Below are 17,211 nucleotides of genomic sequence, written 5' to 3'. Positions count from 1 at the left end.
GGCGCGGTTGGCACGGACGGTGCACTGTTTGAACCTCGGAGGATCCGGATGCCGTCGATCTCACGTCCGCTGCGCAGGCTGGGCTTCCTGACCATAGGGCTGTTCGACGCGAGCGATCCACGCATCGGCCATGAGTCCACGCTCGGCCTCATCCAGCTGGGCGAGCAGCTCGGCTTCGACAGCGCCTGGGTCCGCCACCGGCACCTCCAGTACGGCATCTCCTCCCCCGTCGCCCTGCTGGCGGCGGCCACGCAGCGCACGCGCCGGATCGAGCTCGGCACCGCGGTCATCCCGCTCGGCTGGGAGAACCCGCTTCGCCTGGCCGAGGACCTGGCCACGGTCGACATCCTGTCGGGCGGCCGCCTCAACCCGGGCGTGAGCGTGAGCCCGCCGATGCACTACGACCGCGTCAAGGAGGCGCTCTATCCCGACACGGCGGCCGAGGAGGACTTCGGGTACGAACGGGTGCGCCGCCTGCTGGACTTCGTGCGCGGGGAAGCGGCCACGGACTTCGCCGGGACCGAGGGGTTCGAGGTGTTCTCCGACCGCGTCCAGCCGCACTCCCCCGGCCTCGGCAGCCGCCTGTGGTACGGCGGCGGCAGCCTCGGCTCGGCCCGCTGGGCGGGCGAGCACGGCATGAACCTCCTGACGAGCAGCGTGGTGAAGGCGGAAGGAGCGGAGGAGCCGACGGACTTCGCGGACATCCAGCTCTCCCACATCCGGGCCTTCCGCGCGGCGCACCCGGACGGCGAGAAGGCGCGGGTCTCGCAGGGCCTGGTGGTCGTCCCCACCGACTCGGCGACGCCGGAACAGCGCGCCAAGTACGAGGAGTACGCCCTCAAGCGCACCCCCCGCACGCTCTCCCCGCAGGGTCCGGCCGGCCCGTCTGATGTTCGCCCCGGACATCGTCGGCACGAGCGCGGAGATAGCGGACCGGCTCCGGAACCATGCCGCGTTCCGTGAGGTGGACGAGGTCGCGTTCGCCCTCCCCTTCACCTTCGACCACGAGGACTACGTCCAGATCCTCTCGGACATCGCCACGAAGCTGGGCCCGGAACTGGGCTGGCAGCCGTCCGTGTGACGGTCCGTCACAGTGCCGCGCGGGCGGGTGGTTGCGCCTCAGTTCTTCGGCTTCGCTCCCACCGGCGCGCCGTCCCGGCGCACGATCGCCAGGGCGGCGCCGGCCGCGGCGATGAGCGCCAGGGCCGCGAAGCCGTAGGTCAGGGTCGTGACCGTGGCGACTCCGGCGACCAGGAGGGGGCCTCCGGCATCACCGAGTTCGCGGCCCAGTTCGGCGGCGCCCATGGTCTGGCCCATGCGTTCCTCAGGAGTGCTGGTGGCGAGGGCCGCGAAGCCGAGGGGCGTGATCAGGCCGGTGCCGGCGCCGATCAGGGTGGCGGACAGCAGTACGCCGGTCAGGCCGGGCAGCGTGGCGCAGGCCAGACCCGCCGCCGTGATCGCCAGACCGGTGGCCAGGCCCTTGCGGGTGGTCAGCCTGCCGTTGTCCAGGGCGCGTCCGGCGTACGGCTGGACCACGGCCGCCGTCGCCGCCAGGGCCGAGACGGCCGCTCCCGTGGCGATGGTGCCGAGTCCGGCCGCGGCACCGGAGACCGGCAGGAAGCCGACACCGACGGAGAGGGCGGCGGTCGCCGCGGCGAGGGCGGCGGTGGGGCCGAGGAAGACGGGGTCGGCCAGGCGGCGGCCGAGGTCCACCAGCGTCTGGCGCCGCTTCGGCAGCGGCGGCACCACCGGCACCGCCACCGCGGCCCACAGCGCCACCGCCGCGCCCAGCATCGCGAGCACCGTGAACAGCAGACGCAGCCCCCCGGCCCACACCAGCAGCCCGCCCAGGAGGGGGCCGAGGGTGTAGCCGATGGACTTGTAGAAGCCGTAGCTGCCGAAGGCCCGGCCACGCTTGGCCGACGGGTTGAGGCGGGCCACCAGCGCGGAGGCGGACGGGGAGAAGGCCGAGGCGGCGGCGCCCTGGCCGAGGCGCGCGGCCCAGAGCCAGCCGGGGCTGTCGGCCACGGCGTACAGCGCCGAGGCGAGGGCGAAGGCGACCAGGCCGCCAAGGAGGACCGGCTTGGCGCCGATCCGGTCGGCGAGGGTGCCGAAGACCGGCTTGAGGACGACCTCGGCGCCGTCGTAGAGGGCGAGGAGTCCGCCGAGGACGAGCAGCGAGGTGACGGCGTCCTCGGAGAAGCCGCCGAGGTTCGCGGCGATGCCGTGCGCGCCGAAGGCGGTTGTGAACCCGGCCGCGTACAGGGGCCACATGGTGCGGGCCGGCGCCGCCTGGGCCGTGGTTCCGGAGGTGGTCATCGGTCGTCCTCCGGTGTGCCGTGCAGGGCCGCGAAGACGCGTTCCGCGTAGTCCTCGCAGACGGACACGCAGGTGCTGAGGCGGGCCGCCGCGTCGCCGGCCTCCGGTGCGCCGAACACGTCCCGGGCGGTCAGGTCCCGGTGCCAGCGGCGCAGCCGCTCCAACGACTGCTCCTCCTCTTCCAGTTCGGCGAGGGTGAACTTGGCCTTGCCGATCTCCTTGGCGATCTCCGCCTCGAACTTGCCGCAGTCGGCCAGGAACTCGGTCCAGTCCGCCGAGCGCGCGGCGTTGAACATCTCCCGGAAGCGGGCCGCGTCCTCAGGGCTCCGGCCCGCCGCGTTCAGGGTCACGGCCGCGCCGCCCGACTTCTCCGTCAGCTCCAGCGCGCGGGACACCCCCTGCGCGAAGACCAGGACATCGGGCACGGCCCACACGCCCTGCCCGAGGGAGAGCGCGCCGGTCCGGCGCAGCTCACGCCAGACGGCGACCCGATGACGGGACGGTTCGGCGGGAATCTTGATCACTAGGACGAGCCAGCGCGCGTCCGGTTCCATCGTCGACACAGCGAGAAATGTAGCAGGTGTTACATGTAGCTCTGTGACGCCGCATCGCCACAGGTCAGGGCGCTCGCCGTGCGCTTCGCGCCCGCGCTCCTTACGATCGCGGAGTGGCACACACCTTCGAGGAGCTGATCGAGAAGCAGCGCGCCGCCGACGAGGCGCATCGCCGGGTGGAGGGGCTGCGGGCGCAGTACGGGCCCCCGACCCAGGCGGGCGGCTGGTCGGACACGCAGACGCAGACCTACGAGACCGCGTGGCGTGCCTGGCGGGACCTCGCCCGGGACGCCCACACCTCCGTCACCGAGTACGCGAAGGAGCAGGGCACGTCGCTCGGGTCCATCGAGGCCGAGGTGGCGCAGGCCGTGCGGCACGACGCGTAACCGCGGTGATGCCCGGGCCGTCGTCCTTTCCCGCACGACACCCGTGTAGCCTCTCGTTCTCCGCCCGGAGAGGAGCAGGCCATGGCATCGGACGGCGAGCGGTCGAGGATCACGGTCGACGGTGAGGAGTTCGAGGTCGAGCAGCCGCCCGACAGCCCGGGGACGTACCAGCTCACCTGGGTGTCCGGGCCGGATCCGCAGTACGGCTTCGGGTTCCGCACCCACCCTCCGGAGCCGGTCGGCCGGGCCGAACTCGAAGAGGCCGTACGGGACTTCCTCTCCCAGATCGACCCGGCCACCGGGTACATCGACTAGCGCGGCACCGGGCGGCCCTACTCCCGCCCGCCGAATGCCCAGTCGTGGACCTCGATGTCGGCGTACCGTTCTTTGGTCAGGACGGTGCGTGCCGTGTCCGGGTCGGGCGCCCTGAGCAGGGCCGCGGTGCCGAGCCAGGTGGTGCCGTCGTCGGCCAGCAGGGGGCCGTAGGCGATCAGTTCGTCCCGCTGGGCCACCGGTAGCGCGAGATCGGCGGGTTCGCCCTCCCCGAGGCCGAGCACGAGGTAGCGGTCGCCTTCCGTGCGGCCGCCGGGGAATTCCCACATCGTGCGCCCGAGCAGGTTGCGCCATCTGCGCAGCAGCACGTCCCGGTAGACGCCCGCCTGGTAGTTGGGCTCGTCGAAGGCGAACGCGCGGGCCGTGGCGGCGTCGGGCAGATCGAGGATGTGCACGCTGCCGGTCGGGGTGTCACCGTCCGCCGCGAAGGTGGGACCCCGGGCGATCATCTCGGCGGCGTACTGATCCATGTAGGACCAGTGTGCTTCGATCAGTTCCTCACGCAGGGTGAGGGAGTCCGGGCGGTCACGGTGGTAGCAGAAGTACTCCATGATCTCAGAGCCTTCCCCAGGACGGGCCGGGCCTCAACCGACTTTGGGCCGCTCAGGGCCGGCGCAGATCCTCCAGGCACCGCAGGGCGTCCGCGGCCGACTCCCGCTCCCCGGCGGTGATCTCGATCGCTGTGGCCCGCTTGAGCGCCGAGGCCGCCGTCTCCTCGTCGTCCAGGCGCCGGGCGATGTCCGCGCGCAGGACGAGGAGTTGGAGCAGCTCCACCGAGGTCGGCCGCTCGTCCTCAAGGTCCAGCACCCGGTCGACGGCCTTCGCGGCGCTCGCCGGGTCCTCCTTGGAGTCGGCGAGGAGGGAAGCGTGGTGCAGGGCCCGCGCGAAGGTCCCCTCGGGGGCGGGGCGATAGTGCGGGTCCTCGCCGGTCTGCTGCCCTACGCGAACGCAGTTGCCGCCCGGATCGGTCATGAGGAACTGACGGACACCGTACGGCATGTCCTTCAGCGGCCCGATCCGCGGCAGGCCCCGGGTCGGGATCCTGCCGTAGGCGGCCTTGAGACCGCTGCGGAAAGCGGCGTAGAGCCCATCGACGTCATCGGTCCCGACGTAACAGGTGCTGTAGGACTCGGCGGGCTCATACCGCTTCATCCCGAAGAACTGAAGCTGGATGCCGCCGCGTTCCACGACCGCGTAGGGGTTGGGACTGCGCTGCTGGAAGGTCACCTCGAAACCCAGGGCGGTGTAGAAGTCGAGGACGGGCCGGAGGGTCTGGCAGGGGAGGATCGGAATGGTCGTTTCACCCATGACCTCACTCTAGTCAATGTTGACTAGTGGCACCAGGCTGCCCAGCTGAACATTCCTGGGTCGGCGTCCGTACTCCCACCGACGGCGAACGACCTAGGGGCAGGGGGACATGTGGGCCGAGTGAGAGGCGGGGTCATCGTCGGGTGTCTGGCGGTCGCCCCACTCCTCGTCACGGGATGCGGTGCGGGCGCGGACGACGCGGACAAGGTCACCAAGTCGGCCAAGGTGTCCGCCGCCCCGTCCGCCGGGGTCGTCGCTCCGGCCAAGGTCGAGGTGATCGCGGGCCTCACGGGCTGCAAGGCCAAGATCCGCATCGACGCGGACGAGCTGCGCCAGGGCGTGTGCCACACCGAGAAGGCCGACTACCTCATCACCACCTTCCCCGAGGAGGAGCTCAAGCAGACCTGGCTGGACTCGGCCAGCGTCTACGGCGGCTCCTACCTGGTCGGCACCCGCTGGGTCCTCAGCGCGAAGCCCGAGCTGCTCGGCTCCTTCCGCGAGAAGCTCGGCGGTACGATCCAGGAGCTCCAGGGAATCGGGCCGGACCCGGGGTCGTAGCTACTTGTCGGCCGGTTCGTAGTCGGTGATGACGTACAGAGCCTCGTCGTCGATCGCGTCCTCCAGCCAGTCCAGACTGATCTTCACCGGGTGACCGTCGGCGGCGTACTCGGCTTCCGCCTTGTCCGCGTTCTCCTCGCGGGCCTGGTGGAGTTCGGCCAGCAGGTCGCCGATCGTGGGCACTTGGTCGGGGGACCGCTTGACCAGTCGGCGGGCGCTGTCGTCCAGGCCGACCGCCTTGGTCACCTCGCCGTTCCGCACGGTGATGCGGAACTTGCCGAGCAGGGAGCGTTCACCCATGGTCGACTCCAGCGTGTACGTGTACGCGGCGGGTTCCTTCCAGGCCGCGCTGCTCGCGGCCGTGCGGCCGTTCGAATCGTCCTCGGTTCCGCAGCCGACCATGGCGGACAGGAGAGCCGCGCACAGTACGGCGACGGAGAGGGCGCGGGCACGCGGGGGTGCGGAGGTCATGTGATCTGGTCCCTTCGACACGGTTATTGCTACGACGCCGGGCGGCGGCGGAACGTTCGGGCCGAAGGGACCGGTCCTGCGCTCAGTCCCGCGTCGTGCGGCGCCTGATCAGCCACCAGGCGCCGGCGCCGAGGACCAGCACCACGACGACCACCCCTCCCACGACCAGCCCGGCCGAGGAGTCGTCGTCCTCGTCCGACGCCGTGTCGGCGGCCTGCGGGGTCGACGTCGGCGTCGGCGTCGTGGACGCGGTGGCCGAAGGGGTCGGTGACGCACGGGGCGTCGGGCTCTCGGCGACCGGGGTGGCGCCGGGGGCCGCCGCGCTCAGCTTCAGCAGCGGTGCGGGCTGCTCCAGTTCCGCTCCGCCGTCGGGGAGTTCGATCCAGCGGGAGACCTCGCCGTCGCTGTAGGTCTCCACCGTCTTGAAGGCGATCTCCTTCGCGTCGGGCAGCTGACGGACCGTGATCTTGTGGACCGCGTCGATGCCGGTCTTCAGCGCGGGGCCCGCCACGGAGTATCCGTCGTCCGTGGTCTTCAGCTCCCAGCCCTTCGGGGCCTCGTCGAGCCGCACGTCGTCCGGCGCGATGCCCTTGGGCAGGACGATGCGCAGTTCCTTGAAGCCCGCGCTGTCGGACTCGGCCTCCGAGGTGAAGGTCAGGGTGACGTTCTCCGCCAGCGCCTGGGTGGTGTCGGCCTCGACTTCCGCGTGGGCGGCGGCCGTTGAGACCGAGGTGAGGGTGGCGGCAATGGCAGCGGCGACGACGAGAGCGGCGCGGCCTGCCTTGTTCCGGTGCGTGCGCATGGAGCGCTCCTTGCTGGTGACGGCTGGCGGGGCCAGCCGGGTATGGGGGGTCATCGCGGAACGGCGTGTCCCGGCGGCCCCCTGCGCACCAGCGCATGCTCCAGCACGCGTGTCCTCACGGGGACCGCGAAGATGAGCGCGATGCGTACGGCGGCGGGCGGCGCGGGAACTCCACGCGGCGCCACCGGAGTTGCCGTCCCCGCCAGCACCGCGGCGGCGCACCGCCGTACCGCACGTGCCGTGACCAGTGCCGCGTCCGCCCGCCAAAGCAGCCAGGCCGCCGCCGTCGCGGCCACCAGGTGGGCCGCCGTCATACCGGGGGCGGCCTGATGCCAGGCGTGCCCGGCCGCGGAGTGGCCGTGGTGCGAGCCGTCCTGCGCCTGGGCCAGGGCGGTGTGCAGGACCGCCTGCGCGGTGAGGGTGCACGCCGTCACCAGCTGCAGAGGCAGCGTGCGGCGGCGGGCCGCCGGGAGGGCCAGGGCGAACTGGGCCGCCGCGCCCGCCGCCACCAGCCGCCAGGGAACAGGGCCGTCGGCGAGCGAGTGATGCCCCAGCGCGGCGAGCACATGGCCGACGAGGGCGAACAGTCCGGCGCGCACGCAGGCTTCCGCCCAGCCGGGACGGCTGTCCCGGCCGACGCGCCCCGCGTTCGCCGCCTCACCTGCCACGGTCGCCCATCATTCCCTCAACCGCCCCTCGTGGGCGATCCGTTCACCAGTGCTCGCCGCGCGACGGCTGCGTCGGAAGACCAAGTCCCGTGAGCCACAGGTCGCCGTGGTCGCCCGCGCTGATGTCGAGGGCCCGTAGCTCGTCCACGCAAGTGGCCTTGCGGGCACGGCACTCGGCGATGGCGAGTTCGGCGAGCACGCGGGGCGCGTCCTCGTCCGTCTCCGGCAGCGTGGTGCGCCACCACTGGTGCTCGTCCTGGACGCGCCAGCCACGCTCACGCATCCGCGCCTGGCGTTCCTCGGTCCGCTCGGCGCCCCGGTCGTCGATGGCGACGGCCAGTTCGTGGCCCTCGTCGTTCGGCGAGTACGACACGGTCATGCTGCGGCCCCAGTCGCGGGCGGTCCACAGCTTGAAACCGATCCAGTCCCCCGGCGACTGGACGGGATAGTGCTCCACCCAGGAGGCGAGCATCAGCTCAAGCCCCTTGGCCGCGTGCTCCCAACCACTCACCACGATCGTGCCGTTGTACGTCCATGACGTGGCGAAGCCGGGGCCCTTGCGGTCGAGCTGCCACAGGTAGGGCAGCGCGTCGAAGGCATGCGGCTCGCCCCTGTCCCCCGGGTGTGTGGTGTCGAAGGTCTTCCACTCGGCGCGCTCGAACTCGTCGGCGTCGTAGGCCGTCAGCACGGCCTGGCTGTGGTCGCCGGACAGCTGGAGGATCCGCTCCCGGGTGCACCAGCGCACCCGCGGCCCGGCGACGGCACCGCCGAGGAGCGTGGGCGCGCCGATCCGCGCCACGATCTCCTCGTACACCGGGCGCAGGGCCTCGCGGCGGGCGACGCGACCGGCGCCCGCGGGGTAGGTCAGGACGGGGACCGGGTCGGTGGCCGGGTTCCCCGTGAAGAGGGCCTGCGCGAGGTCACCGGCGGGGAGAGCGGGGTCGGTTGTGCTGGTCATGGCGGCCATCGTCGCAGACGCCCGACCGGGCACCGGGTCGGGGACGGGTGCCGCTCATGGGTGCAGTACCGCTTCCCCGTTGACCCGGATCCCGGTCCTCTCCCCGGGCCGTACGGCGACCGGGCCGGCGGCGCGGATGTCCACCGGCTCGGCCAGTCCGTCGACGGTCACGGTGATCATCGCGTCGTGGCCGTAGAAGCGGACGTCGGTGACGGTGCCGTGGACCACGCCGGAGGCGGGGTCGGTCAGTTGGAGCTGTTCCGGGCGGAGCAGGACCGTCCCGGTGCCGCTGCCCGTGTCCTGGGCGAGCGGGACCGGGCCGAGGGCGGTCTCGGCGGTGCCGTTGGTCCGGGCGGTGGCGGGCAGGAGGACGGCGTCACCGACGAAGCCCGCGACCCACGGGTCGGCGGGGCGGCGGTAGAGCTGTTGCGGGGTGTCGCACTGGGCGACGCGGCCGTCGCGTACGACCGCCACGACGTCGGCCGTGGACAGGGCCTCCTGCTGGTCGTGGGTGACCAGGACCGCGGTGGCGCCACTGAGGCTCAGGGCCGTGCGGACATCGGCGCGGACACCCGCGCGCAGGGCGCTGTCGAGGGCGTTGAAGGGCTCGTCCAGCAGGACCAGCGCCGGGCGGGGCGCCAGGGCGCGGGCGAGGGCGACGCGTTGCTGCTGGCCGCCGGAGAGTTCATGGGGCATGCGGTCGCCGTAGCCGGACAGGCCGACCAGCTCCAGCATCTCGTCGGTCCGGCGGCGGCGTTCGGCGCGGTCCACGCCGGTGAGTCCGAAGGCGACGTTCCGGGCGACCCTCAAGTGCGGGAACAGCGCGCCCTCCTGGGGCACGATGCCGATCCGGCGGCGCTCGGGCGGCAGCTGGACTCCCGGCCCGCACAGGACGTGTTCGCCGAGGGTGACGCTGCCCGCGTCGGCGCACAGGAAGCCCGCGACGATCCGCAGCAGTGTGGTCTTGCCGCAGCCCGAGGGGCCGAGGACGGCGGCCAGGGCGCCGCCGGGGACGGTGAGTTCGAGGCCGTCGAGGACCGGCGGGTTCTGGGAGCCGTAGGACTTGGTCAGCTTCTCGATGCGCAGGTCGCTCATGTGCGGTGCCTCCCGAGGAGGTAGGAGGGGATCGCGGCCAGCAGGATCAGGGCGGCGGCGTAGGGGGCCGCGGCGGCGTAGGAGGCGGTGCCGGTCTCGGTCCACAGGCGGGTGGCGAGGGTGTCCATGCCGGTGGGGCGGAGCAGGAGGGTGGCGGGGAGTTCCTTCATGCAGACCACGAAGGTCAGCGCGGCGCCCGCCGCGACGCCGGGTGCCGCCAGGGGCACGGTGACCTCGCGCAGGACCTGCCACGGCCGACGGCCCAGGGAGCGGGCCACATCCTCCAGGACGGGCGGGGCCTGGAGGACGGCGGCGCGGGTGGCGGCGACCGCGACGGGCAGGAACAGGACCGCGTACGCGCCCACCAGCAGCGGGAGTTCCTGGTACAGGGGGTGGGCGTAGCGCACCGCGAAGAAGACCAGGGACAGGGCGACGGTGATGCCGGGCAGGGCGTGGCCCGCGTAGGCGGCCTGCTCCAGCAGATGGGCGGCGCGGCCCCGGTACCGGGCGGCGATCACGCCGATGGGCAGGGCGAGCGCGGTGGTCAGCGCGGCGCCCGCGGCGGCGACGCCGAGGGTGGCGGTGGCGGTCTCGGTGAGGCGGGCGGGGTCCCAGGTCGCGGAGTTGCCGACGGCGAGCCAGTAGCCGAGCGTGGCGAGCGGGAAGGCGACGGCGGCGGCCGTGACGGCAGCGCACCAGCCGAGGGCCGGGGTCGCCCACTTGCCCAGCCTGGCGGGGTCCGCGGGGCGGGCCGTGCCGGTGCCGGTGCGGGCGTATCCGGCGCGGCCCCGGGTGCGGGCCTCGACGGCGACCAGGGCCACGGTGAGCACCACGAGGACGACGCTGAGCGCGGCGGCCGGGGTCCGGTCGAAGGACGCCCGGTAGGAGGTGTAGATGCCGCGGGTGAAGGTGTCGTACCGCATCAGCGAGACCGCGCCGAAGTCGGAGAGCACGTACAGGGCCACCAGGACCGCTCCGCCCGCGGCGGCGGGGCGCAGTTGGGGAAGCGTGACGCGCCAGAACGTGCGCAGCGGGCCGAGGCCGAGGGAACGGGCGGCCTCCTCCTGGGCGGGGTCGGTGCGGCGCAGCGCGGCGGCGACGGGCAGATGGACGTACGGGAAGCTCACCAGGGTCAGGGAGAGGGCCGAGCCGGTGAACCCGGTGAGCTCCGGGACGGCCGACAGCCAGGCGAAGGCGGCGACGTAGCTGGGCACGGCCAGCGGCAGGGTGACCAGGACGGCCCAGCCGCGGGCCCATGGCAGGTTCGTCCGGGTGGTCAGCCAGGCCAGGGAGATGCCGAGGACCAGACAGGCCGTGACGACGACCGCCGCCAGCGCGACGCTGTGGCCGAGGAGTTCGGTGGCGCGCTCGGTGGTCACGATGTCCCAGGCGTAGCCCGGCCCGTGTTCCAGCGCGCGCACGCACAGGTAGCCGAGGGGCAGCAGCGCGAAGGCGGCGGCCACCGCGGCCGGCAGGGCCAGTGCCCACGGGATGCCCCCGCCTGGCCGGAGCCGTGCGGCCGGGCGGGGGCCGGGGTCCTTCCCGGTGGGCGGCTGTGTCGTCACCATGGCCTGGCGCGCCTCAGACCAGTCCGGTTTCCTGGAGCATGGCCAGGGTCTCCTTGAGGGAGTCGAGTTCCCCGAGGTTGATCTTCGGCGCCTGGAGCGAGTCGAGCGCGGGCAGGCCCTCGGCCGGTGCGACGCCCGCGGCCAGCGGGTACTCCTTGGTCTCCTCGGCGAAGTAGCTCTGCGCCTCCTCACCGAGCAGGAAGTCGGCGGCCTGCTGGGCGTAGTCGGCCTCCTTGGCGTCGGCGCCCTTCAGCAGGCCCACACCGGCGACGTTGACCAGACCGCCCGGGTCGCCGCCGGGCAGGAAGTGGAGCTTGGCGGTGAGCTTGTCCTCGCCCTCCTCGGCGGCCTTCTCGTACCAGTAGTAGTGGTTGATCAGCCCGGCGGAGACCTCCCCGGCGTCCACGGCCTCCAGGATGTCGATGTTGCTCTCGTACGTCTTCGGGGAGTTGGCCTTGAAGTCCTTCAGCCACTCCCGGGTGGCGTCGTCGCCCTCGAGGACCCGCATGCCGGTGACGAAGGCCTGGAAGGAGGCGTTGTTCGGGGCGAACCCGATCTTGCCCTTCCACTCCGGCCCGGTCAGCTCGTGCACGCTGTCCGGCGGGGTGGTGACCTTCTCCGGGTGGTAGGCGAGGACCCGGACGCGTCCGGAGACGCCGACCCAGTCGCCCTCGCCGCCCCGGTAGGGCTCCTCGACCTTCTCCAGCGTCGGCTGCGGAAGCGCCGTCAGCGCGCCCTCCTTCGACAGGGCGCCGAGTGCTCCGGCGTCCTGTGAGAAGAACAACGCCGCCTCGGTCTTGTCGCCCTCCTCCAGGATCTGGGCGGCGAGCTCGGCGCTGTCGCCGTAGCGCACCTCGACGTTGGCGTCGAGCGCCTCCTCCAGCTTGTCCAGCAGCGGGTCGACCAGGTCCTCGTTGCGGCCGGAGTAGATGACCAGGTCGGCGGGCTCGTCGCTGCACGCCGCGAGTGCGGGGGCGAGGAGTCCGAGGGCGAGGGCGGGGACGGCGAGACGTCTGACCGAGGAGCGTCGCATGGCGATGCCTTCCTGACAGCGGGGGCGATGCCTTCCAGACAGCGGAGGGAGCGGTGCCGCGGAGAAAGCTGTGAACGAGCCATGAATAAGGTAAAGCTAACCTCACCGTCAAGAACGGCTTGATAACGAGCGTTGTTCGACCGGATCGCCACGCACCTGTGCGCCACCCATGCATCGCCCGTGATGCTTCTGTGTCTTTCCTTTGAGGTAAGGCAAACCTAATATGCGCCTGTGCTCACCCCCTCCGACCTGCTGCCCGACGTCCCGGGCGCCACATCCGCCCGGTTCGCCACACGCCTCGCCGCCCACGGCGACCGTACGGCCCTGGTCACCGCGGACGGCGAACTGTCGTATCGCCGGCTGGCCGAAAAGGTCACCCGTACGGCCGCGCGCCTCGGCGGCCGACGGCGCCTGGTGCTGCTGGCCGCCACCCACACGACCGATGTGCTGGTCACCTACCTGGCCGCGCTCAGCGCCGGCCACCCGGTCCTGCTGGTCCCCGGCGACAACGCCGCGGCCGTACGGTCCCTGACCGCCGCCTACGACCCCGACATCGTGGTGAGCACCGACACCTCGGGCGGGCTGCGCCTGGACGAACGGCGCGCGGTCTCCGCGCACGACCTCCACCCCGACCTGGCGCTGCTGCTGAGCACCTCCGGCTCCACCGGCTCGCCCAAACTGGTCCGGCTGTCGTACGACAACCTCCAGGCCAACGCCGAGTCCATCGCCGACTACCTGGGCATCCGCGAGGACGACCGCGCCGCCACCACGCTGCCGCTGCACTACTGCTACGGCCTGTCGGTGGTCAACAGCCATCTCCTGCGGGGTGCCGGACTGGTCCTGACCGACCGCTCCGTCGCCGACGCCGGCTTCTGGGACCTCTTCCGCGCCGCCCGCGCCACCACCTTCGCCGCGGTCCCGTACACCTTCGACCTGCTGGACCGGATCGGCTTCGCCGACCTGCCGCTGCCCCATCTGCGCTACATCACCCAGGCGGGCGGCCGCCTCGCCCCCGACCGGGTCGCCCACTACGCCGAACTGGGCCGGCGCGAGGGCTGGGACCTGTACGTGATGTACGGCCAGACCGAGGCCACCGCCCGCATGGCCTATCTGCCGCCGCACCTCGCCGCGACCCGCCCCGAGGCGATCGGCGTCCCCGTACCCGGCGGCTCCTTTCAGCTGGAACCGCACCCCGACTGGCCGGACGAGGACACGGGCGAGCTGGTCTTCTCGGGCCCCAACGTCATGCTGGGCTACGCCGAGCGCCCCGCCGACCTCGCCCTCGGCCGCACCACCGACGCCCTGCGCACGGGCGACATCGCCCGGCGCGCACCGGACGGGCTGTACGAGATCGTCGGCCGCAGCAGCCGCTTCGCGAAGATCGCCGGTCTGCGGATCGACCCGGAGCGCGTGGAGTCACTGCTGCGGCGGCGCGGCCACAGCGCGCTGTGCGCGGGCGGCGACGACGTCCTGCTGGTGGCGGTGACGGGTCCGGCCGACGCGGACACGATCCGCCGCACCGTGACCGGCGAGTACGGTCTCCCGCCCCGGGCGGTGGCCGTGCACGTCCTGCCCGAACTGCCCAGACTGGCCACCGGCAAGCCCGACTACCAGGCAGTACGAAGGCTGGGCGGCGACGCCGGTCCCCCGCCCGAAGCGCCCGCCGACCTGCGCCGGCTGTACGCCCGGATCCTCGACCGGCCGGACGTCACCGAGGACGACAGCTTCGTCTCCCTGGGCGGCGACTCACTGTCGTACGTGGAGATGTCGCTGAACCTGGAGGAGACCCTCGGCCACCTGCCCCCCGACTGGCACACCACTCCCATCCGCGACCTCCGCCGCCCCGAGCCGCCGGCACCGTCACGCAAGCGCGCACTGGAGACGGGCATCGCGCTGCGGGCCGCGGCGATCGTCCTGATCGTCGGCTCGCACATCCATGTCATCTACGTGAAGGGCGGCGCCCATCTCCTGCTCGCGCTGGCGGGGTACAACCTCGCGCGCTTCCACCTCACCCCGTCCGCGGAGCGCCGCGAGCGGGTCCGGCACGGGCTGCGCAGCATCGCCCGGATCGTGCTGCCGAGCCTGGCCTGGATCGCCCTCGTCGTCCCTCTCACCGACGACTACGGCCTCTCCAACCTCTTCCTGCTGCACAGCGTCCTCGGGCCGCACGACAGCGAGACGGCCATGCACTTCTGGTTCATCGAGGCGCTGACGTACATCCTGGTGGGCACGATCGCCCTGCTCGGTCTGCGCGCGGTGGACCGCGCCGAGCGACGCTTCCCCTTCGCGCTGCCGATGTCGATCGCGGCGCTGGGCCTCGTCACCCGCTACGACCTGCCCGGACTCCAGGACCTCGGCCATGTCCCCTCCGCGGTCGTCATCTTCTGGCTGTTCGCGCTGGGCTGGGCGGCGGCGAAGGCGGACAGCACGCGGCAGCGCGTTCTGGTGACCGTGGTGGCGCTGGCCACGATCCCGGGCTTCTTCCCCGGCGAACCGTTCCGGGACGCGGTCGTCGCGGCCGGTTTCGTCCTGCTGGTGTGGGTGCGCCGGCTGCCGAGCCGCGGGTGGATCAACTCCGCGGCCGGGGTCCTGGCGAGCAGCTCCCTGTACATCTACCTGACGCACTGGCAGATCTACCCCCTGATCGACGACTTCTCCGGCTGGCTGGCCCTGCTCGCCTCCCTCCTGTTCGGCATCGGGTACGCGACGCTGGCCAACCGGGGCATGCGATGGGCGGCGGGGGTACGGAAACGCAGGTCAGGCGTATCCTGCGGCCACGCTTGATCTTTCTTGCGGCATTCCGTATCTCCTTTGTCCGGCCGGGGGGCCTCCGTCTTGTCCGAATTGAAGAATCCGCGTCCGTATGCCGTTCTGCCCACGGGCGTTCCGGGGGCCGCGCGGTGGATGGTCGTCGTGGTGTCGGCGCTGCTCGGGGTGGCGGCACTCAGCGGGGCGTACGCCGTGCTGGCCGGGGTGCGGGTGTACTCCGTCATCGAAGGGGACTCCGGGTTCCTCACCGCCCGGCAAGGGGAGCTCCACAACGCGTTGTCGATGTGGGAGTCGGCGGGCAGGTTCCAGGTCGGCGCCTATCTGGCGTGCGCCGCCATGTTCCTCGTCTGGTTCTTCCGGATGCGCCGCAACCTCGGGCTGCTGGCACCGGACCGGTTCCACAACGGCCCCGGGTGGGCCATCGGTTCCTGGTTCATTCCGGTCGCCGCCCTGTGGCTGCCGTACCGGATCGCCCTCGACCTGTGGGGCGCCGCCTCGCCGCTGCCGGTCGACGGTCAGCCGTACCGGGCGCCGGTCTGGCCGGTGAACCTGTGGTGGGGTCTGTTCGCCTCCAACGTGCTGTTCAGCCGGTGGTGCGCGTGGAAGGCCGACAGGGCGGACAACCTGGAGGAGCTGCGCGACGCGGTCGGGCAGTACATGATCTGCGACAGCCTGGAGATCGCGGCCGCCGGAGCCGCCGTGTTCTTCGTCGTCCGCCTCACCGCCATGCAGGAGCGGAAGACCCTGGAAGGGCCTTACCGCCCCGCCCTGTGACGGCCGTTGCTCACACCGACGAGAGGTCGATCGCCCGGTCCACCTGCTGCGGCGCGAGCACCCGCAGGATGCCCTCCAGCAGGTAGTAGTCGGCGTACGGCAGGGAGATCTCCACTCCGTCCTCCGCCGGCCGGTTGCGGGTGCAGCGGGCCACGACCGCCTCGGCACGGGCGGAGTTCCGGGTCAGACAGGTCCGGGACAGGGCGGTGAGCAGGCGCAGCGCCGCGGACCGGTACTCCTGTCGGCCGGTCGCCGCGGAGAGGTCCAGCAGTCCGCAGGCCATGACGGCTCCGGCGGAGGCGTCCTTGATGTCGTGCGGCGCTTGCGGGGCGCGGTAGTCCCACACGGGGACGTGATCGGGGGTCAGCGCGCCGAGGGCGTAGTCGGCCAGCTTCTGCGCGGTGGCGAGGAAGTCCCGGTTTCCCGTCCTGCGGTGGATCGTGGTGAATCCGTACAGGCCCCACGCCTGTCCGCGCGACCAGCACGAGGTGGGGCTGTACCCCTGGACCGTGCCGGGGCCGAGCGGCGCTCCGGTGGCCGGGTCGAAGTCGTAGACGTGCGGGGTCGATCCGTCGGGGCGCGGGAAGACCCGCTGGGCCGTTCTGGCGTGCTCGACAGCGATGTCGAGGTACTTCGGGTCACCGGTCTGCGCGCTCGCGAAAGCCAGCAGATCGAGGTTCATCATCGTGTCGATGATGACCCGGCCCGCGTTGTTCGGGTCGTCGAGCGCGCCCCACGCCCGGATGAAGCGCCCGCGCGGGTTGTAGCGCCGGATGAGCGAGTCCGCCGCTCGCAGAGCGCCGGTTCGCCAGGCTTCGTCGCCGGTCAGGCGCCATGCGGTGACCCAGGAGGGGTAGAAGAGGAAGCCCAGGTCGTGGGTGGTGGTGTCGTACTGGCGGGGCGCCAGCTTCGCCGCCGACTCCAGTGCCCGTGCCCGCAGTTCGTCGTCGCCGCTGTGCAGCCAGGCCATCCAGAGGGTGCCCGGCCAGAAGCCGCCCACCCAGTCGCCGTTCTGCGAGTAGACCCACTTCTCGAACCTGGTGCCGACGGGGAACGCGGTCACGCGGGGCGCCATGGAGCGGATCTTCTCCACCGCGTAGTCGGCGGCGTCCCGCAGAGCGGGGGCGTTCGGCGCCTGGGCGTTCTGGGCCTGTGCGTTCTGCGCCGTGGTCACACCCATGGCCGCGGCCCCCGCCGCGGTCGCCAGCACGGTTCTCCGGGAAACAGTCACAGATCGTCCGCCTCTCCAACTTCGCAGTCAGGTCCGGGAGTTGAGGAGTCTGGCACAGCGAGTGGACGTTGAACACCTACGTGGGCAATGTTCATAAACGTGAACACCCATGACGATTCTCGCGCTGGTTCCGCTTCCTGGACTACGCACCACAGACGGCCGCCCAAAGCGCCGGATTCGAGCGGTGCATGCACGCCGGAGGCGGCTGGCCGGGCTTCCATGTCTCGGCCCTCACCACCAATTCCGGCCGACGGACAGTGACACAGCGGCAAGTGCCTGAGCGGCACCGGGGGTTCGGTGAACGGTGTGCAGTTGGTGCAGCGCGCCTGCGACGGCTCGGCCGTCCAGAGCCTCCGGCTGAGCGCGCATCCCCAGGACGGCCGC

17 protein-coding genes and 1 pseudogene are annotated in these 17,211 nt (G+C 72.1%); 6 read left to right on the top strand and 12 right to left on the bottom strand.

Annotated elements, in window-relative coordinates:
* The first annotated feature begins 48 nt into the window (after positions 1–48).
* Positions 49–1,081 (top strand): annotated as a pseudogene (locus STRCI_RS37945) (LLM class flavin-dependent oxidoreductase).
* 38 nt (positions 1,082–1,119) lie between these two features.
* Here STRCI_RS37945 and STRCI_RS37940 read toward each other — a convergent pair.
* Complete coding sequence (locus STRCI_RS37940; protein WP_269663537.1) at positions 1,120–2,319, bottom strand: MFS transporter; 1,200 nt, start codon at positions 2,317–2,319, stop codon at positions 1,120–1,122.
* Entirely contained in the window at positions 2,316–2,873 is a 558-nt protein-coding gene (locus STRCI_RS37935) for a Chromate resistance protein ChrB (protein WP_269664750.1), read from the bottom strand. Before STRCI_RS37935 ends, STRCI_RS37940 begins: the two co-directional genes overlap by 4 nt.
* Positions 2,874–2,986: 113 nt before the next feature.
* Here STRCI_RS37935 and STRCI_RS37930 point away from each other — a divergent pair, with 113 nt between their 5' ends.
* On the top strand, positions 2,987–3,259 hold the full coding sequence (locus STRCI_RS37930) for a hypothetical protein (RefSeq protein ID WP_269663536.1): 273 nt from the start codon (positions 2,987–2,989) through the stop codon (positions 3,257–3,259).
* A gap of 81 nt (positions 3,260–3,340) precedes the next feature.
* Entirely contained in the window at positions 3,341–3,574 is a 234-nt protein-coding gene (locus tag STRCI_RS37925; RefSeq protein ID WP_269663534.1) for a hypothetical protein, read from the top strand.
* Positions 3,575–3,591: 17 nt separating this feature from the next.
* On the opposite strand, the gene STRCI_RS37920 is transcribed toward STRCI_RS37925, so the two are convergent.
* Together STRCI_RS37920 and STRCI_RS37915 are read right to left on the bottom strand one after the other, a co-directional pair.
* Positions 3,592–4,143, bottom strand: a complete 552-nt coding sequence (locus STRCI_RS37920) for a YciI family protein (protein WP_269663533.1) — start codon at positions 4,141–4,143, stop codon at positions 3,592–3,594.
* 52 nt (positions 4,144–4,195) lie between these two features.
* Positions 4,196–4,900: a bleomycin resistance protein gene (locus STRCI_RS37915; protein WP_269663532.1), complete on the bottom strand. Its 705-nt coding sequence runs from the start codon at positions 4,898–4,900 to the stop codon at positions 4,196–4,198.
* 111 nt (positions 4,901–5,011) lie between these two features.
* On the opposite strand from STRCI_RS37915, the gene STRCI_RS37910 reads away from it, so the two are divergent.
* A complete protein-coding gene (locus STRCI_RS37910) occupies positions 5,012–5,458 on the top strand; it encodes a hypothetical protein (RefSeq protein WP_269663531.1) in 447 nt (148 codons plus the stop codon).
* Here STRCI_RS37910 and STRCI_RS37905 read toward each other — a convergent pair whose 3' ends face one another.
* The 7 genes from STRCI_RS37905 to STRCI_RS37875 form a co-directional block, all read right to left on the bottom strand.
* Positions 5,459–5,929, bottom strand: coding sequence for a DUF6174 domain-containing protein (locus STRCI_RS37905; protein WP_269663530.1), 471 nt, complete (start codon positions 5,927–5,929; stop codon positions 5,459–5,461).
* A gap of 82 nt (positions 5,930–6,011) precedes the next feature.
* Positions 6,012–6,731 (bottom strand): DUF1775 domain-containing protein, encoded by a 720-nt coding sequence (locus STRCI_RS37900; protein WP_269663529.1) that lies wholly within the window; start codon positions 6,729–6,731, stop codon positions 6,012–6,014.
* Positions 6,732–6,781: 50 nt separating this feature from the next.
* Positions 6,782–7,399, bottom strand: a complete 618-nt coding sequence (locus STRCI_RS37895) for a hypothetical protein (protein ID WP_269663528.1) — start codon at positions 7,397–7,399, stop codon at positions 6,782–6,784.
* A 43-nt stretch (positions 7,400–7,442) separates the two neighbouring features.
* Positions 7,443–8,357: a hypothetical protein gene (locus STRCI_RS37890; protein ID WP_269663527.1), complete on the bottom strand. Its 915-nt coding sequence runs from the start codon at positions 8,355–8,357 to the stop codon at positions 7,443–7,445.
* 54 nt (positions 8,358–8,411) lie between these two features.
* Entirely contained in the window at positions 8,412–9,452 is a 1,041-nt protein-coding gene (locus tag STRCI_RS37885) for an ABC transporter ATP-binding protein (protein ID WP_269663526.1), read from the bottom strand.
* On the bottom strand, positions 9,449–11,020 hold the full coding sequence (locus tag STRCI_RS37880) for an ABC transporter permease (RefSeq protein WP_269663525.1): 1,572 nt from the start codon (positions 11,018–11,020) through the stop codon (positions 9,449–9,451). The genes STRCI_RS37885 and STRCI_RS37880 overlap by 4 nt, the downstream gene beginning before the upstream one ends.
* 13 nt (positions 11,021–11,033) lie before the next feature.
* A complete protein-coding gene (locus STRCI_RS37875) occupies positions 11,034–12,053 on the bottom strand; it encodes an iron ABC transporter substrate-binding protein (protein WP_269663524.1) in 1,020 nt (339 codons plus the stop codon).
* Between the two features lie 231 nt (positions 12,054–12,284).
* On the opposite strand from STRCI_RS37875, the gene STRCI_RS37870 reads away from it, so the two are divergent.
* Both STRCI_RS37870 and STRCI_RS37865 read left to right on the top strand, forming a co-directional pair.
* The gene (locus tag STRCI_RS37870; RefSeq protein ID WP_269663523.1) at positions 12,285–14,837 is read left to right on the top strand and encodes an AMP-binding protein; all 2,553 of its coding nucleotides are present in this window, start codon (positions 12,285–12,287) and stop codon (positions 14,835–14,837) included.
* Positions 14,838–14,888: 51 nt separating this feature from the next.
* Entirely contained in the window at positions 14,889–15,596 is a 708-nt protein-coding gene (locus STRCI_RS37865; RefSeq protein ID WP_269663522.1) for a DUF4328 domain-containing protein, read from the top strand.
* Between the two features lie 10 nt (positions 15,597–15,606).
* On the opposite strand, the gene STRCI_RS37860 is transcribed toward STRCI_RS37865, so the two are convergent.
* A complete protein-coding gene (locus STRCI_RS37860; RefSeq protein ID WP_269663521.1) occupies positions 15,607–16,806 on the bottom strand; it encodes a glycoside hydrolase family 88 protein in 1,200 nt (399 codons plus the stop codon).
* Between the last annotated feature and the right edge of the window lie 405 nt (positions 16,807–17,211).

Origin of the sequence: Streptomyces cinnabarinus, from assembly GCF_027270315.1 — a bacterium.
In the GTDB taxonomy this organism is placed as follows: Bacteria; Actinomycetota; Actinomycetes; order Streptomycetales; family Streptomycetaceae; genus Streptomyces; species Streptomyces cinnabarinus.
The sequence above is the reverse complement of the archived record's forward strand: the minus strand, read 5'-3'. Positions and strand labels throughout refer to the sequence as shown.

What these genes read in the sequence shown, in the direction of transcription:
- STRCI_RS37905 (WP_269663530.1), bottom strand. Translation starts at nt 5,929, where the DNA reads ATGACCTCCGCACCCCCGCGTGCCCGCGCCCTCTCCGTCGCCGTACTG.
- STRCI_RS37875 (WP_269663524.1), bottom strand. Translation starts at nt 12,053, where the DNA reads ATGCGACGCTCCTCGGTCAGACGTCTCGCCGTCCCCGCCCTCGCCCTC.
- STRCI_RS37935 (WP_269664750.1), bottom strand. Translation starts at nt 2,873, where the DNA reads ATGGAACCGGACGCGCGCTGGCTCGTCCTAGTGATCAAGATTCCCGCC.
- STRCI_RS37890 (WP_269663527.1), bottom strand. Translation starts at nt 8,357, where the DNA reads ATGACCAGCACAACCGACCCCGCTCTCCCCGCCGGTGACCTCGCGCAG.
- STRCI_RS37885 (WP_269663526.1), bottom strand. Translation starts at nt 9,452, where the DNA reads ATGAGCGACCTGCGCATCGAGAAGCTGACCAAGTCCTACGGCTCCCAG.
- STRCI_RS37915 (WP_269663532.1), bottom strand. Translation starts at nt 4,900, where the DNA reads ATGGGTGAAACGACCATTCCGATCCTCCCCTGCCAGACCCTCCGGCCC.
- STRCI_RS37900 (WP_269663529.1), bottom strand. Translation starts at nt 6,731, where the DNA reads ATGCGCACGCACCGGAACAAGGCAGGCCGCGCCGCTCTCGTCGTCGCC.
- STRCI_RS37925 (WP_269663534.1), top strand. Translation starts at nt 3,341, where the DNA reads ATGGCATCGGACGGCGAGCGGTCGAGGATCACGGTCGACGGTGAGGAG.
- STRCI_RS37940 (WP_269663537.1), bottom strand. Translation starts at nt 2,319, where the DNA reads ATGACCACCTCCGGAACCACGGCCCAGGCGGCGCCGGCCCGCACCATG.
- STRCI_RS37880 (WP_269663525.1), bottom strand. Translation starts at nt 11,020, where the DNA reads ATGGTGACGACACAGCCGCCCACCGGGAAGGACCCCGGCCCCCGCCCG.
- STRCI_RS37920 (WP_269663533.1), bottom strand. Translation starts at nt 4,143, where the DNA reads ATGGAGTACTTCTGCTACCACCGTGACCGCCCGGACTCCCTCACCCTG.